This is a genomic window from Microlunatus ginsengisoli (assembly GCF_039537205.1).
GTDB lineage: Bacteria > Actinomycetota > Actinomycetes > Propionibacteriales > Propionibacteriaceae > Microlunatus > Microlunatus ginsengisoli.
Genome location: NZ_BAABAB010000014.1, coordinates 19,402 through 34,693 on the forward strand (window position 1 = coordinate 19,402; position 15,292 = coordinate 34,693).

Consider the following 15,292-nt stretch of genomic DNA (forward strand, 5'->3'; position numbering starts at 1 on the left):
GTGCACCCATGCCCCCGCGATTCCGTGCATCGTTGATCATGGTCGTGTTGGGAGGCCTGGCGCTGGCCGGCCCGACCGGTCCGGTCGTCCCGGCGACCGCCGCGGCCAAGGACCCCGCGCTGTCGAGCAAGCTGGCCAAGGTCCTCGCGGACTCGCGGGTGAAGAAGGCGACGACCGCGGCCGTGGTCTACGACGCCACCCTCGGTGCGGAGATCTACGGCTACCACCCGACCCGGGCGACCACCCCGGCGTCCAACACCAAGATCGTGACCGCGGTCGCTGCCATGCACGTGCTCGGGCCGACGTACCGGTTCAAGACGGAGGTGATCCGGCGCGCACCGGTGGTCGACGGAGTGGTCGACGGCCGGCTCTATCTCAAGGGCTATGGGGATCCGACCGCGCGGGTCTCCGACTACGCCGCGCTGGCCAAGAAGATCAAGGCCGCGGGGATCAAGCGTTTCACCGGCCGGCTGGTGGTGGACGGCACCTGGTTCGACTCCGCCCGCTACAACCCGCACTGGTCGAAGAGCTATGCGTCCGCCTACTACGCGGCGCCGATCACCGCACTCACCGTGGCCCCGAACTCCGACTACGACGCGGGCACGATCTATGTCCGTTATCAGCCCGGCAAGAAGGGCAAGCCGGCGAAGATCAGCTTCTCCCCGGCCGCCGCCGCGAAGGTGGTCAAGATCGTGAACAGATCGACCAGCGGCGGGAACACCAACACCGTCAAGATCAGCCGGACGTACGGCACGAACAAGATCACCGTCAGTGGGCGGGTGCCGACCAACCGGGGAACGAGCAGCGTGCAGATCACCGTCGACCGGCCCGAGCTGTATGCCGGTGCGGTGCTGCGGGCCGAACTGGCCAAGGTCGGGGTGAGCGTGGCCGGCTCGACGATGATCGCGACCACCCCGGCCACCGGCCGGCACCTGATCGGCCGGGACACCTCGATGCAGCTGTCGTCGATGCTGAAGCCGTTCCTGAAGTACTCCAACAACATGCACGCGGAGGCGCTGACCAAGGCGATGAGCCGCAAGAGCGGCGGCAAGGGGACCTGGGCCGGCGGCATCGCGCAGACCCGGACGTACCTCACCTCGCTCGGCGTGCCGCTGGCCGGGGTCGTGCTGGTCGACGGATCGGGCCTCAGCCGGGCGACCAAGCTGACGCCACGCGCGCTGACCTCGACCCTGGCAGCGGTCCGCAACGAACGCTGGTTCGGGTCCTTCTACGCCGCCTTGCCGGTCGCCGGCAACGCCAAGCGATCGGTCGGCGGCACGCTGCGCTACCGGATGACCAACACCCGGGCGGCGAACAACGCGCACGCCAAGACCGGCAGCCTGACCGGCGTCACCGGGCTGAGCGGCTACGTCAGGGGCCGCAACGGACACCTGTACGTGTTCTCCATGCTCAGCCAGTACAGCCGGACGTCCCCGCGTCCGGTGGAGAACACGCTGGTGGTCACCCTGGCGAACTGGAACGGCTGAGGCTGCCGGCGCGGCGGTAGATTTGTCCTCTAGCCAGGAGGTCTCGCGCCATGTCCCTTCCCCGTCAGCCCGGCTCGCCGGCCCAGATCTTCGAGCTGCAGTTTCCGCAGTCCGTCGGCATCTACAACAGCTATGCCGACGCCCAGAAGGCCGTCGACTTCCTGGCCGACGAGCGCTTTCCGGTGGAGAACATGGCGATCGTCGGCACCGAGCTGCGATCGGTCGAGCGGGTGCTCGGCCGGCGGAGCTGGAGCACGGTACTGGGCCAAGGGGTGCAGTCCGGGATCTCGACCGGCCTGCTGGTCGCCATCGTGATGTTGATCTTCGGCCGGCCGACCAGCTGGCTGCTGCTGATCCTGTTCTCGTTGGCGATTGGCATCGCGCTCGGCGTCGGCTTCTCCGCCGCCGCCTATGCGCTGTCGCGCGGCAAGCGGGACTTCACCTCGGTCAGCCAGATCGTGGCGACGAAGTACGAGGTGCTGTGCGAGCACAAGGTCGCCGCCGAGGCCCGGGAGAAGCTGAACCAGATGCCGGGCGCCCGCGCGTCGGCCTTCGAGTAGCGCAACCGGGCGAGCGTGTCGCCGATCGACCGCGAGCGGATTCCTCACTCGTGTCAAGCCTCTCCATCACGGCGTACGAGGTCGATCGGCGACAGCCGCGCGTCGAGCTGACGCTCGCCGGCCCTACCGGTGTGCAGCGAGGTAGGAGCCGAGCTGCTCGAGCAGCCCTCGGGTGCCTTCCTCGCGACCCTCGATGCTGTCCAGGCCGTCGAAGTGGGTGCCCTGCTCGGTGTAGACGAGATGGGTGCCGCCGTCCTCCGGGACCAGCGCGATGGTGGTGAGGGAGGTGGACAGGTGCCGACCCTCCACCCACATGTCGTAGGTGAACACCATCCGATGCTGGTCGACGATGTCGGTATAGGTGGCGCGGAAGGTCGACTGCGGGCCGTCGTGCCATTGGCCCTCCTCCAAGGTCTGCCCGCCGACCCGGAAGTCGTGTGACTTCTCCCGGATGTCGAAGGCCTCGCCGGCCCCGAACCACTGGTCGCGGGCCTCCTCGGCGGACAGCGCGTGCCAGACCGTGTCGACGGGCGCGGGGTAGTCCCGCTCGATGACGAAGGTGGCGTGCGTCTCGGTCCGTTCGATCGTCTCAGTCATCTCTCTCGTTCCTTTCAATGTCAACGGTTTCTGGGGAGCCGGGCGACGACCGGCGGAGGAACTCGTCCAGCCGGTCCAGCCGGCGCTCGGCCGGCAGCCGCTGCCGGCCGATCCAGGCCTCGGCGCTCTGCAGCGCGCCGGGGACCAGTTGGTACGTCCGCACCCGACCGGTCTTCTCCGAGCTCACGATTCCGGCGCGCTCCAGCACGGTCAGGTGCTGGACCACCGTCGGCAGCGCCGTGGCGAAGGGCTTCGCCAGCTCGCTGACCGACGCCGGACCTCGGGACAGCCGCTCCACCATCGCGCGCCGTGTGCCGTCGGCCAACGCGCGGAACAGTCGGTCGAGCTGCTCAATACTTAGGCACATGACTAAGTATTGAGCGCTATCGACGCGGTGTCAAGAGCGTGCGCGGCTGACCGGGGGCGGACGGGGGAGATCGGCCCGGACCCTCGACGGGTGATCGGCCGGATCCGTGGCGTCTGGTGAGATGGGCGGGTGAGCGAGGCTCTGCTGACCCTGGTCGTGCTCGGTGTGACGATCGCGTTGTTCGTCTGGAATCGGCTGCCGGTGGAAGTCGTCGCGATCGGGTCGGCGATCGCGCTGTGGGCGGTCGGCGTGCTGGATCCGCAGCAGGTGCTGCGCGGGTTCGGCGACGCCACCGTAGTCCTGATCGCGTCGCTGTTCGTGGTCAGCGAGGGACTCGACTCGACCGGCGTGACGGCCTGGATCGGGCAGCGGCTGCTCGGCGTGGCTGGCTCGGGACCGCGTCGTCTGCTGATCTTCACCATGCTGCTCGCCGCGGGGCTCACCGCGGTGATCAGCATCAACGGTGCGGTGGCCGCGCTCCTCCCGATGGCGGTGCTGGTCGCGGTGCGCCAGCGTCTCCGGCCGTCCAGACTGCTGATGCCGCTGGCCTTTGCGGCGAGCGCGGGCTCGATGCTGCTGCTCACCGGCAGCCCGGTGAACGTGATCTTCGCCGACACCGCCGGCGATCTTGGGCTGGGCCGGTTCGGGTTCGCCGAGTTCGCCCTGGCCGGGATCCCTCTGTTGGCCGGCACGCTGCTGATCATCGTCGGTTTCGGCTGGCGGCTGGTCCCGGACCGTCGCGGCGAGGCGTTCGCCGACCTGAGCCAGCACGCCACAACGCTGGCCAGACACTACGGGCTGGAGAGCCTGAGCCATCTGCGCCTGGTCGAGTCGTCGGCGCTGGTGGGCCGCCCCCGGGAGGAACTCGATCTCGCCGCCTACCCGGGTCTCAACGTCATCATGGTCTATGACGCTGCGCACGACCGGCCCAGCACGGACGGCGCACTGGCCGTGGGCGATCGGTTGACGGTCACCGGCGCGGTGCCGATCGTCGAGCGCTACGCCGCGGACCAGCGGCTCCGGATCGACGACGTCCGCACCCGGGAGCAGACCGCGGCCGCCCTGGTGACCAAGACCTCGGGAGTAGGCGAGGTGATCATCCCGCCGCGCTCCCGGCTGATCGGAGAGGTGGTCCGTCCCGGGCGGCTGGTCCGCGACGGCAGCCTCGTGGTGCTCGCCGTCCAGCGGCAGGGTCGGGACCGCGGCCGGGAGAAGACGGTGCTCCAGGTGGGCGACACGCTGCTGCTGGAGGGGTCCTGGAGCGCGCTCGACGCCGGCGCTCGGGACGACGACGTGCTGGTCATCGACTCGCCGGAACTGGTCCGCCGGCAGGCCGTGCCGCTGGCTGCCAGATCCGGCCGCGCGCTGGCCATCCTGGCGGTGATGGTCGTCCTGCTGGCGACCGGCGTAGTGCCGGCCGCGATCGCGGCCCTGCTGTCCGCCGGTGCCATGATCATCTTCCGGGTGCTGACGGTCCAGCAGGCCTATCGCCGGATCCCCTGGTCGACCGTGCTGCTGGTGGCCGGGATGATCCCGATGTCCACGGCGATCTCGGTCTCGGGCGCCGGCCAGCTGGTCGGCGGGGCCATCGTTCGCGGGGTCGGCGGGGCGGGCCCGTATGCGGTGCTGACTGCGCTGTTCGTCGTCACCGTGGTCTTCGGCCAGCTGATCAGCAACGCGGCGACGGCGCTGGTGATGATCCCGATCGCGGTCTCGGCGGCCGGGCAGCTCGGGATGGACGTACGAATGGTGCTGATGAGCCTGTGCGTCGCGTCCGCCGCCGCCTTCCTCACCCCGATCGCGACACCGGCGAACATGATGATCATGGCACCGGCCGGCTACCGCTTCGGCGACTACTGGAGGCTCGGCCTGGTCATGGTCGCCCTGTTCGGGCTGGTCTCGATCGGGCTCGTGCCTCAGTTGTTCTGAGCTGCGCTCGCGCAGGGCTTGATCCGAGTCGTTCGTCGCTCGCGCAGCTGCTTGGGCGACGCTGCTCCAGCGCCGATCACAGCCAGCGCTTGCGCTTGAACATGATGTAGAGGCCGAGCATGATCAGCCCGATCAGCGTGAGCACGCCGAAGTAGCCGTAGTGCCACTTCAGCTCGGGCATGTAGTCGAAGTTCATCCCGTAGATGCCGGCCACCATGGTCGGCACGGCCACGATCGCCACCCAGGCCGAGATCTTGCGCATGTCCTCGTTGTCGGCGACCGAGGCGCGGGCCAGACCGGCCTGCAGGATCGAGCTGAGCACCTCGTCGAACGACGCGATCGCCTCGCGTGCCTCGGTGTGGTGATCGGCCAGCTCCCGGAAGTATGCCCTGGTCTCTTCCGGAACGACCGGAAGATCGCGGGTGGCGAGGCGCATCAACGGCGGACCGAGCGGGTTCACCGACCGCTTGAACTCGATCAGCTCACGCTTGAGCTGATAGACCTGATCGACCTCGTGCTGGCCTTGCCGGGAGAACACCCGGGCCTCGACCTCGTCCACGTCGGTCTCCATCTCGGCGACGACGGCGAGGTAGTCGTCGATGATCTTGTCGGCGATGAAATAGAGCACGGTCGCGGGCCCCTGGGCCAGCCGCTCGGGCTGGGCCTCCAGCGACCGCCTGAGCGCGCTCAGCTCCGCATGCTCGCCGTGCCGGACGGTGATCACGAAGTGTGGTCCGAGGAAGACCATCACCTGGCCGGTGGAGACGATCTCGGAGGTGTCGGTGAGCTCCTCGTGGTCGACGTAGGCCACCGTCGAGATGACCATGAACAGGTCGTCGCCGAACATCTCCAGCTTGGATCGGGTGTGACCTTCGGCCGCGTCCTCGATCGCGAGCGGATGGAGGTCGAACTGCTCGGCAAGGACATTGAGATCCTCCGGCTGCGGGTCCTTCAGCCCGAGCCAGACGAAGCCGTCACCCGCGCAGGCGAGCTTGGCGGCGGTGCCGATGTCGTCGATCGGTCGCCGGACCCCGTCGACGTACCAGCCCCAGGCGACGACGGAGCTCGGCGGTGGGGTCGGGATCGCCGGCTCGACGATCGGCTGGCTCTGCACCCGGGCCAGGACGTCGATGGGGACGTACGGGATGCGCCGGTTCAGCCCCCGCAGAGAGGGCAGGCTTCGACGCTGCGGCGCGTTGGGCATGGCCGCCTCCTCAGTGTTCGATGTGACCCATGATTCTCGCCATCCACGACTCGACGTCGTGGCTGGACCGGGGCAGCTGGGCCGAGAGGTTCTCGTTGCCGCTATCGGTGATCAAGATGTCGTCCTCGATCCGGACGCCGATGCCGCGGAAGCGCTCGGGCACCAGCTCGTCGTCGGCGGCGAAGTAGAGACCGGGCTCGACGGTCATGATCATGCCCGGCCGCAGCTCACCCTCCTTGTAGGCCTCCTTGCGGGCCTGGGCGCAGTCGTGGACGTCGATGCCGAGGTGGTGCGAGGTGCCGTGCACCATCCAGCGGCGGTGCTGCCCGCCGTCGTCGGCGAGCGACTCCTCGGCCGTGACCGGCAGGATGCCCCACTCCTCGAGCCGCCGGGCGAGCACGGCGACGGCGGCCTTGTGCACATCGGAGAAGGTGACGCCGGGGCGGGCGGCCGCGATCCCGGCCTCCTGCGCCTCCAGCACGGCCTCGTACACCTCGCGCTGCGCGTCGCTGAACCGGCCGGAGATCGGCATGGTGCGGGTGATGTCGGCGGTGTAGAGGGTGTCCAGCTCGATCCCCGCGTCCATCAGCAGCAGGTCGTCGGCGTCCAGATCGCCGTCGTTGCGGATCCAGTGCAGGGTGCAGGCGTGATCGCCCGAGGCGGCGATCGTGTCGTAGCCGACCGCGTTGCCGACGTGCCGGGCGTGCAGGCCGAAGACGCCCTCGATCCAGCGCTCGCCCCGGCCGCGCCTGACGGCCTCCGGCAACTGGGCGACGACGGCCTCGAACGCCTCCGCGCTGCGCACGCAGGCCTCGCGCAGCTGCTCGATCTCGAAGGCGTCCTTGACCAGCCTGAGCTCGGCCAGCATGACCGCGAGGTCGTGGTCCCGGGTCTGGTCCTGGTCGAGGACCTCGGCGCGGTCCGCCTCCTCCGGCTGCTCGGCGCGGATCTCGTCCACCTTGGCGGTGATCGCCGGGTCGGCGACGCGAAGCACCCGGATGGTCGTCGTGTCGGCGTTCTTGGCCAGGTCGTTGTCCAGGTCGTCGATCGACGCACAGCGGATGCCGCACAGCTCGGCCAGCTCGTCCAGGGTGGGCCGGCGACCGACCCACAGCTCGCCGTAGCGGGTGTCGGCGAAGAACTCCTCGGAGTCGCGGGGCGCGCGCGGCTTGAAGTACAGCGTCGCGTCGTGGCCGGTGTCGGTCGGATCGAGCACCAGCACCGCCTCGGGCTCACGGTCGGTGCCCAGGCCGGTGAGGTGGGCGAATGCCGAGTTCGGCCGGAACCGGTAGTCGGTGTCGTTCGAGCGCACCTTCAGCCCGCCCGCCGGCACGACCAGCCGTTCGCCGGGGAAGGCCGCGCTCACCGCCCGCCGCCGCTGTTCGGCCGGGCCCGCCGCCGGCAGCCGGGCCGGCAGGTCGGACGTGGTCGGCGCCCAGCCCGTGCCGATGAACGCCCGGAAAGCGTCGGAGAACGTGGACTGCCGACTCGGCGACTCGACCTGGCGCTCGCTCATATTCGCATTGTTGCACTCGGATGCGAACCGACGTCCGGGCTGACGATCCTGCGGGATCGAGGAATCGTTAGGGTGGCGGAGTGCGGACCGAGGCGCCGATCGACGTACCGGGTCTGCTGGCGCGGGCCCGCCGGCTCGGGTTCGACGAGACCGACCTCGCCGATCTGGACGTCGCGGCGGCGGACTGGCTCGCGGAACCGGCTCACCGGGTGGAGCTGGGGGATCGGGTCGACCGGCTGCGGGCGGGCGTCGGGCGGTTGCAGGTCGACGGTGACGACCCCTGGGCCGGGCTGCCGGACGGGCCGGACGACGGTCTGCTGCCGATGATCGCGCTGCTGGCGACGGCCGAACACGTCGTCGACTACCAGTGCGCTCGCGGGGTGCCGCTCGACCAGGCCTGGCTGGACCTGTCCGACCTCGGCCAGCAGGTGCGGGTGCACCGGCTGACGTACGGCCGGTTCGGGTTGCATACGCAGGGCTGGCTACGGATCGCCTGGGCCGGCGGCTTCGCGTGGCTCGGCCGGCTCCAGTTCAACCTGCAATGGCTCCAGGACTGCGCCGAGTGGGTGCTGTCCACCCACATCCCGCGGCGCAGCGCCGAGGAGGGGCCGCGATCGGGAGCGCTGACACCGGCCGGCGTCGACGACTCGTTCGCACGCGCCGAGCGGTTCTTCGCTGCCCACTTCCCCGATGTGGTGACCACCGAGTTCTGGTGCCACAGCTGGCTGCTGGCGCCCGAGCTGGCGGCGGCGTTGCCGGGGTCGAACATCGCCGCGTTCCAGCAGCGCTGGACGCTGGAGGACCGCGTCGACGACGGCGACGAGGACGCGATCTTCTTCACCTTCGCCCGGCGGCCGCCGGTGGTGGCGGACGCCCTGCCGCGCGGCACGAGCCTGGAGCGTGCGGTGCTGGACCGGCTGGCGGCGGGGGAGCACTGGACACTTCGCCGGGGGCGCATCCAACAGAGCATGATCCGAGCGGCGGAGGACCGATGACCAGCCTGTATCTCGTCCGGCACGGCGAGACGGAGTGGAGCCGCAGCGGCCAGCACACCTCCTATACCGACCTGCCGCTGACCGAGCACGGGTGCGAGCAGGCCCGCGACTTGCTCGGCCGGCTGGATCCGGCCGCCTTCGGGCTGGTCCTGTCCAGCCCACGGCAGCGTGCCCGGGTGACCGCCGAGCTGGCCGGTTTCACCGGCCGCTACGAGCCGGTGCTCGACGAGGACCTGGCCGAGTGGAACTACGGGGCATACGAGGGGCTCACCCGGGCGCAGATCCGCGAGCAGGTGCCGGACTGGCTGATCTGGACCCACGGCGGCGGCCCGGGGGGCGAGACGATCGAGCAGGTCCGGATCCGGTTCCGGCGGCTGATCGACCGGATCGAGTCCGCCGGCGCCGACCCGGTGATCTGCTTCGCCCACGGGCACGCGCTGCGGGCCCTGATGACGGTCTGGCTGGGCCTGGACATCGCCGTCGGAGCCCACTTCGAGCTGGACACCGCCACCGTCTCGATCCTGATCGACGACGACGCCGGCCGCAGCATCCAGCGGTGGAACGCGCCGGCCTGAGCGAGTCGCGCGTGCACCGGCCGGTGTGACGCATTTCGCGCGCTCGACCGCCGGGTGGTGCCCGATTCGGGCGAAATCGCGGTTCGAGCGCCCGAAATGCGACGCTGTCCCTAGTCGACGATCGGGACCATCCGCTCGATGGTCGCGACGGTGCGGCGTAGGGCGGTCACGATCTCGGTCTCCCGGCCGTCCAGGCGCTCGATCGGCACCGAGCAGCTGATCGCGTCCGCGGTGGCCGGCCCGAGCCGGAGCGGGAGGGCGAGGCAGCGGACGCCGACCACGTTCTCCTCGTCGTCGATCGCATAGCCCCGGCTTCGGGTGAGCTCCAGCTCGGCGATCAGAGCGGGTCGCTCGACGATCGTCCGCGGGGTCAGCGGCGTGAGTCTCGCCGGCAGGTGGTCCGCCAGGTCGTCGACGCCGGACCCGCTCAGCCGGGCCGCGAGGATCGCCTTGCCGAGCGCCGTGGCGTAGGCCGGCAACCGGCGGCCGACCCGGCTGTACGGGCGGACGTACTGGCTGGATTCGTGGGTGGCGAGATAGACGATGTCGGCGCCCTGGAGCCGGCCGTAGTGGATGGTCTCGTCCAGCCGGGTGCTCAGCTCGTTCACCTGCGGCTGGATGATCCGCAGCAGCGGATCGACGTCGAGATACGTCGTGCCGGCGATCAGGGCCTGGACGCCGATGCTGTACAGCGTTCCGGTCGGGTCGGTGCGGACCCAGCCCCGGTCGACCAGGGTGCGGAGCAGGGCATAGACGCTGCTCCGCGGGGCGCCGAGCTCGTCGCTCAGCTCTCGCAGCCGGGCTCCGGTCGTCCTCCGGGCGGCGAGCAGTTCGAGCAGCTCGACCGTCCGCGCCGCGGACTTGACCTCCCGCACGCCGGCACTTGTCTCCGCGGTCACGTTGACACTTTAGTGGTCGGCGAGCAGAATTCTCCATATCCAACAATCGTCTACATATGTAGACACTGAGTACGAGAAAGGCCGAATGACCATCATCGCCGACGCCCAGCACGCGACCGAGCAGACCATCGGGGGCCGCGACCGGATCCGGCACGTGAAGCTGTCGACCCTCACCCTCCCGCTGGAGGTCCCGATCAGCGACGCAAAGGTGCTGACCGGGCGGCAGAAGCCGATGACCGAGATCGTCTTCCTGTTCGCCGAGATCGCCACCGAGCAGGAGCAGTCCGGGATCGGGTTCAGCTACTCCAAGCGGGCCGGCGGCCCGGCGCAATATGCCCACGCGAAGGAGATCGCCGACAACCTGATCGGCGAGGACCCGAACGACATCGGCAAGATCTACACGAAGCTGCTCTGGGCCGGGGCATCCGTCGGCCGCAGTGGGGTGGCGACCCAGGCGATCGCCGTCATCGACATCGCGCTGTACGACCTCAAGGCCAAGCGCGCCGGGCTGCCGCTGGCGAAACTGTTCGGTGCCTACCGGGACTCGGTGCCGACGTACAACACCTCGGGCGGCTTCCTGCACGCCCCGATCGAGGAGGTGAGGGCCCGGGCCACGCAGTCGCTGGCGCAGGGGATCGGCGGGATCAAGATCAAGGTCGGGCAGCCGGACAGCCGGATCGACCTGGCCCGGGTGACGGCGGTGCGCGAGCACCTCGGCGAGGACGTCCCGCTGATGGTGGACGCCAACCAGCAGTGGGACCGGACGACCGCGCTCCGGTTCGGACGGGTCCTGGAGCAGTTCGGGCTGGTCTGGATCGAGGAGCCGCTGGACGCGTACGACGCCGAGGGCCATGCCCAGCTGGCCGCCGCACTGGACACGCCGATCGCGACCGGCGAGATGCTGTCCAGCGTCGCCGAGCACATCGCCCTGATCGAGCACCGCTCGGCGGACGTGATCCAGCCGGACGCGCCCCGGATCGGCGGCATCACGCCGTTCCTGCGGCTGGCGGCGCTGGCCGACCAGGCGAACCTCCAGCTCGCGCCGCACTTCGCGATGGAGATCCACCTGCACCTGGCGGCCGCCTACCCGCGCGAGCCCTGGGTGGAGCACTTCGAGTGGCTGAACCCGCTGTTCAACGAGCGGCTGGAGATCCGTGACGGCCGGATGTGGGTGCCGCGGCGGCCGGGGCTGGGCTTCACCCTCAGCGAGCAGGCGTACGCCTGGGTCACCGATACCGCCGAGTTCGGCCGGGCCTGAGCCTCAGCGGTTCAGCCGGCAGCGCGGACCGAGCGGCGCGAGCCCAGCAGCAGCAGTCCGGCCACGCTCAGCGCGCCGAGCATGATGGCGGCCATCGGCACCGGGGTGCCGTTGTCCAGCGCGCCGACCAGCGGCGCGACCAGGCCGCCGAGCACGAACTGGGACGCGCCGAGCATCGCGGCCGCCGTGCCGGCCGTCTCGCCGTGCCGGCTGAGCGCGGCCGCCGGCGCGTTCGGGAACGACAGACCGAGCGAGGCGACCATGATCCACAGCGGCGCCATGAAGCCGGCCAGCCCGCCGAAACCGGTGATCGAGGTGGCCAGCAGCGCCGCGGCACCGACCAGCGCGATCACCACCGCCGCCGACAGGATCTGGATCGGCGTCCAGCGCTTGAGCAGCAGCGGATTGATCTGGGTGGCCAAGATCATCCCGATGGCGGTCGCCGAGAAGGCGATGCCGAACTGCTGCGGGGAGAGGCCGAACTGGTCCTGCAGGATGAAGCTCGACCCGGCGACGTAGGCGAACAGCACCGAGAACATCAGCGCCGCCACCGCGACCAGGACCAGGAAGGTCCGGTCGCGGAACAGGCCGCGGTAGGCCCGCAACGTGCCGCGGACCGACGCCGGGATCCGGCGGGTCGGCGGCAGCGTCTCGGGCAGCGCGACGAAGGCGAGCACGAACAAGGCCACGGCGACCGACGCCAGCACGACGAAGATGCCCTGCCACGAGGTGAACCGGAGCAGCGCACTGCCCAGCGACGGCGCCAGGATCGGGGCGACGCCGAGCACCAGCACCAGCCGGGACAGCACCTGGGCCGCGCGGAAGCCGCTGAACAGGTCGCGCACCATCGCCATCGCCACGACGGCGACGGCGGCACCGGCGACCCCCTGCAGGGTGCGGGTGACGGCGAGCAAGGTGATGCTCGGCGCGAGCGCGCACAACACCGACATCAGCCCGTGGCCGGCGAGGCCGATCAGCAGCGGCTTGCGCCGGCCGACCGCGTCCGACAGCGGGCCGATGACGAGCTGGCCGAGACCCAGGCCGACCAGCAGACCGGTGATGGTGGTCTGCGCCTGGACGTCGGTCGCGCCGAACTCGGCGGTCAGCGACGGCAGGGCCGGTAGGTAGGTGTCCACGGTCAGCGGGCCGATCGCGCTGAGCGCGCCGAGGACGAGGATGAGCTTGAGATAGCGGCTGCCGACGAACCGCTCCGCCAGCGGCGACTCGGTGCTGGCGGCCGCGGCGGTTGCCGGCTGTTCGGCGATGGCGGTCATAGGACGATTCCTCGATACGGTGCAGAGACGGACGTACGCACGAACGGGTCGTGCTGGGGCGTCGTCCGCGGCATCGTTGGTCGGCCGACTGATCACGTCGCACGCTGTCCCGAAGGAACCTCGTACGCCGTATGAAACGCTGCAACCTGTCACGGCCGCGGTTCATTCCCGGATCGACCCCTCATTTTCGTGATCGTCGGGCACCGGTCGCTCTCCGCCGCCGTGCGGGACGCCCGAGCGGGTCAGTAGGGTGGCGAACGAACCTGCGGGGGCTGATCGGATCCGCGGGAGAACGAACCGTTCAGGGGGACGACATCAAGGCTGACCCGGCGATCCAGCTCAGGCTGCTGGACCTGCAGACCATCGACAGCGCGATCGCGCAGCTGGAGCACCGCCGCCGCGCGCTGCCCGAGCACTCCGAGCTCGCCCGGCTCCAGGCCGAGCGGGCGACGCTCTCCTCCGACCTGGTCGCGGCCGACACCCGAGTGGCCGATCTGGAGGACGACCAAGCGAAGGCGGAGACCGATCTCGAGCCGGTCCGCCAGCGCCTGGTCCGCGACGAGAAGCGGATCGCCGACGGTTCGGTCAGCGACGCGAAGGCGTTGGCCGGGCTGGTCGACGAGGTCGCCCATCTGAAGCGCCGGATCGGCGACCTCGAGGACGCCGAGCTCGAGGTGATGGAGGCGCTGGAGGCCGCCGAGGCGGAGCGGACGACGCTGCGGGAGCGAGCCGCGGCGGCCGACGAGCAGATCGCGACCACGACCCGGGCCAGGGACGACGCCCTGGCCGGCATCGGTGGCGAGCTGGCCGACCGGCAGACCGAGCGGTCGGCCGTCGCGGCCGAGCTGCCGACCGACCTGCTCGGGCTGTACGTCAAGATCGCGACCGGTCACGGTGGCGTGGGCGCGGCGGAGCTCCGCCGCCGGCGCTGCACCGGCTGCCAGCTGGAGATCAACGCGGCAGACCTGCGTGGGTACGCCGGCGCCCCGGCCGACGAGGTGCTGCGCTGCGAGGAGTGCACCCGGATCCTGATCCGGACCGCCGAGTCCGGGCTCTGACTGTCCGCGAGTTGTCAGCACGTGAGCACGCTCCGGCGTGCTGAGGTTCTGACAACTCGGCCGTGGCCGCGGCTAGGGTGATCGAGTGCCTGCGCGCAAGGTTGCCGTCGAGGACGTACCCGAGGGGATGGCCGCGGCACTCGCGGCGCTCCGGGTCCGGTTGGGGATCCCCGACGACTTCCCGTCGGAGGTGCTCGCGGCGGCCGCACAGGCGGCGCCGGCGCTACCGGAGCTCGATCGCACCGACCTGGACCTGCTCACCGTCGATCCGGAGGGGTCGCGCGACCTGGACCAGGCGCTGCACATCGCGCGGCACGGTGACGGCTATCTGATCTCGTACGCGATCGCCGACGTCGCCGCGTTCGTGCCCGCGGGCGGCCCGGTCGACGCCGAGGCTCGGCGGCGCGGGGTGACGCTCTATGCGCCCGACCGGCGCACGCCGCTGCACCCGCCGGCGCTGAGCGAGGGCGCCGCCAGCCTGCTGCCCGATCAGATCCGGCCGGCGCTGCTGTGGACGCTGACCGTCGACGCCGCCGGCGGCCTGCAGGCCACGGACGTACGCCGGGCACGGGTGCGCAGCCGCGCCCAGCTGTCGTACGACCAGGCGCAGGCCGAGATCGACGGCGGCAGGCCGCGGGAGACGCTGGCCCTGCTGGCGGAGGTCGGCCCGCTGCGCGAGCGGCAGGAGCGGGATCGCGGTGGGGTCAGCCTGAATCTACCCGAGCAGGAGATCCGGACCGGATCCGGCGGCTGGTCGCTGGCGTACCGCTCGTCGCTGCCGGTCGAGGGCTGGAACGCCCAGATCTCGCTGCTGACCGGGATGGCCGCCGCCCGGCTGATGCTCGACGCGAAGATCGGCATCGTGCGCAGCGTGCCGCCCGCCGACGGCGGCTCGCTGCGCCGGCTGCGCTCGGTGGCCGGCGGGTTGCACATCCGCTGGGCGGCCGAGGTCAGCTATCCCGAGTTCGTCCGCGGCCTGGATGCGAGCCGGCCGGCGGACGCAGCCATGCTCGACGCGTGCACGGCGCTGTTCCGGGGTGCCGGCTACCAGGCCTTCGACGGTGTCGTGCCGGATCACCCCGAGCACGCGGCGCTGGCGGCGCCGTACGCGCACGTCACGGCTCCGCTGCGGCGGCGGGTTGACCGCTATGCCGGCGAGATCTGCCTCGCGCTGTGCGCCGGGGCTGCGGTGCCGGACTGGGTACGGTCAGCGCTGAGCGGGTTGCCCGCGGAGATGCAGGCCGCCGAACGGGCGGCGAAGGCGTACGAGCGGGCGATCGTGGACCTGATGGAGGTGTTCGTGCTCCGCGATCGGGCCGGCGAGACCTTCACCGGGACGGTGGTCGACGTGGACTCCGACGGGCGCCGCGGCACCGTGGTGCTGAAGGATCCCGCGGTGGAGGCGCAGGCCGTCGGGACCGATCTCCCACTCGGCCGGGAGGTGCGGCTCCGGGTCGCCTCCGCCGATGTCGAGAGGGGCGCGGTCACCTTCGAACTGGTCTAGACCCTCGCGTTGCTCAGCATTGGCTTGCGGGCACCTTGGTGTTCCCGCACTCGAGCGGCGCGGCCTGCT

General features: G+C 70.6%; 14 protein-coding genes. 8 read left to right on the forward strand and 6 right to left on the reverse strand.

Annotated elements, in window-relative coordinates; translation table 11 throughout:
* Positions 1-8 precede the first annotated feature (8 nt).
* Both dacB and ABD747_RS09515 read left to right on the forward strand, forming a co-directional pair.
* Positions 9-1,487, forward strand: a complete 1,479-nt coding sequence (gene dacB, locus ABD747_RS09510; RefSeq protein WP_344803775.1) for a D-alanyl-D-alanine carboxypeptidase/D-alanyl-D-alanine endopeptidase — start codon at positions 9-11, stop codon at positions 1,485-1,487.
* Between the two features lie 50 nt (positions 1,488-1,537).
* Positions 1,538-2,047 (forward strand): YflT domain-containing protein, encoded by a 510-nt coding sequence (locus ABD747_RS09515; RefSeq protein ID WP_344803777.1) that lies wholly within the window; start codon positions 1,538-1,540, stop codon positions 2,045-2,047.
* A gap of 123 nt (positions 2,048-2,170) precedes the next feature.
* Here ABD747_RS09515 and ABD747_RS09520 read toward each other — a convergent pair whose 3' ends face one another.
* Both ABD747_RS09520 and ABD747_RS09525 read right to left on the reverse strand, forming a co-directional pair.
* Complete coding sequence (locus ABD747_RS09520; RefSeq protein WP_344803779.1) at positions 2,171-2,644, reverse strand: SRPBCC family protein; 474 nt, start codon at positions 2,642-2,644, stop codon at positions 2,171-2,173.
* On the reverse strand, positions 2,637-3,011 hold the full coding sequence (locus tag ABD747_RS09525) for an ArsR/SmtB family transcription factor (RefSeq protein WP_344803781.1): 375 nt from the start codon (positions 3,009-3,011) through the stop codon (positions 2,637-2,639). Before ABD747_RS09525 ends, ABD747_RS09520 begins: the two co-directional genes overlap by 8 nt.
* Before the next feature lie 129 nt (positions 3,012-3,140).
* On the opposite strand from ABD747_RS09525, the gene ABD747_RS09530 reads away from it, so the two are divergent.
* Entirely contained in the window at positions 3,141-4,940 is a 1,800-nt protein-coding gene (locus tag ABD747_RS09530; protein WP_344803783.1) for an SLC13 family permease, read from the forward strand.
* Between the two features lie 76 nt (positions 4,941-5,016).
* On the opposite strand, the gene ABD747_RS09535 is transcribed toward ABD747_RS09530, so the two are convergent.
* Together ABD747_RS09535 and ABD747_RS09540 are read right to left on the reverse strand one after the other, a co-directional pair.
* The gene (locus tag ABD747_RS09535) at positions 5,017-6,144 is read right to left on the reverse strand and encodes a magnesium and cobalt transport protein CorA (protein ID WP_344803785.1); all 1,128 of its coding nucleotides are present in this window, start codon (positions 6,142-6,144) and stop codon (positions 5,017-5,019) included.
* 10 nt (positions 6,145-6,154) lie between these two features.
* Entirely contained in the window at positions 6,155-7,660 is a 1,506-nt protein-coding gene (locus tag ABD747_RS09540; protein ID WP_344803787.1) for an aminopeptidase P family protein, read from the reverse strand.
* A gap of 80 nt (positions 7,661-7,740) precedes the next feature.
* Between ABD747_RS09540 and ABD747_RS09545 the strand changes: the two genes are divergently transcribed.
* Positions 7,741-8,655 (forward strand): acyltransferase domain-containing protein, encoded by a 915-nt coding sequence (locus tag ABD747_RS09545; RefSeq protein WP_344803789.1) that lies wholly within the window; start codon positions 7,741-7,743, stop codon positions 8,653-8,655.
* Positions 8,652-9,230 (forward strand): histidine phosphatase family protein, encoded by a 579-nt coding sequence (locus tag ABD747_RS09550; protein ID WP_344803791.1) that lies wholly within the window; start codon positions 8,652-8,654, stop codon positions 9,228-9,230. The genes ABD747_RS09545 and ABD747_RS09550 overlap by 4 nt, the downstream gene beginning before the upstream one ends.
* A gap of 110 nt (positions 9,231-9,340) precedes the next feature.
* Here ABD747_RS09550 and ABD747_RS09555 read toward each other — a convergent pair whose 3' ends face one another.
* The gene (locus tag ABD747_RS09555) at positions 9,341-10,129 is read right to left on the reverse strand and encodes an IclR family transcriptional regulator (RefSeq protein WP_344803793.1); all 789 of its coding nucleotides are present in this window, start codon (positions 10,127-10,129) and stop codon (positions 9,341-9,343) included.
* A gap of 85 nt (positions 10,130-10,214) precedes the next feature.
* On the opposite strand from ABD747_RS09555, the gene ABD747_RS09560 reads away from it, so the two are divergent.
* Positions 10,215-11,387, forward strand: coding sequence for an L-talarate/galactarate dehydratase (locus ABD747_RS09560; RefSeq protein WP_344803795.1), 1,173 nt, complete (start codon positions 10,215-10,217; stop codon positions 11,385-11,387).
* Between the two features lie 11 nt (positions 11,388-11,398).
* Here ABD747_RS09560 and ABD747_RS09565 read toward each other — a convergent pair whose 3' ends face one another.
* On the reverse strand, positions 11,399-12,661 hold the full coding sequence (locus ABD747_RS09565) for a multidrug effflux MFS transporter (RefSeq protein ID WP_344803797.1): 1,263 nt from the start codon (positions 12,659-12,661) through the stop codon (positions 11,399-11,401).
* Between the two features lie 131 nt (positions 12,662-12,792).
* Here ABD747_RS09565 and ABD747_RS09570 point away from each other — a divergent pair, with 131 nt between their 5' ends.
* Both ABD747_RS09570 and ABD747_RS09575 read left to right on the forward strand, forming a co-directional pair.
* Entirely contained in the window at positions 12,793-13,719 is a 927-nt protein-coding gene (locus ABD747_RS09570; RefSeq protein ID WP_344803799.1) for a zinc ribbon domain-containing protein, read from the forward strand.
* 85 nt (positions 13,720-13,804) lie between these two features.
* Entirely contained in the window at positions 13,805-15,223 is a 1,419-nt protein-coding gene (locus ABD747_RS09575) for an RNB domain-containing ribonuclease (RefSeq protein ID WP_344803800.1), read from the forward strand.
* The last annotated feature ends 69 nt before the right edge of the window (positions 15,224-15,292 follow it).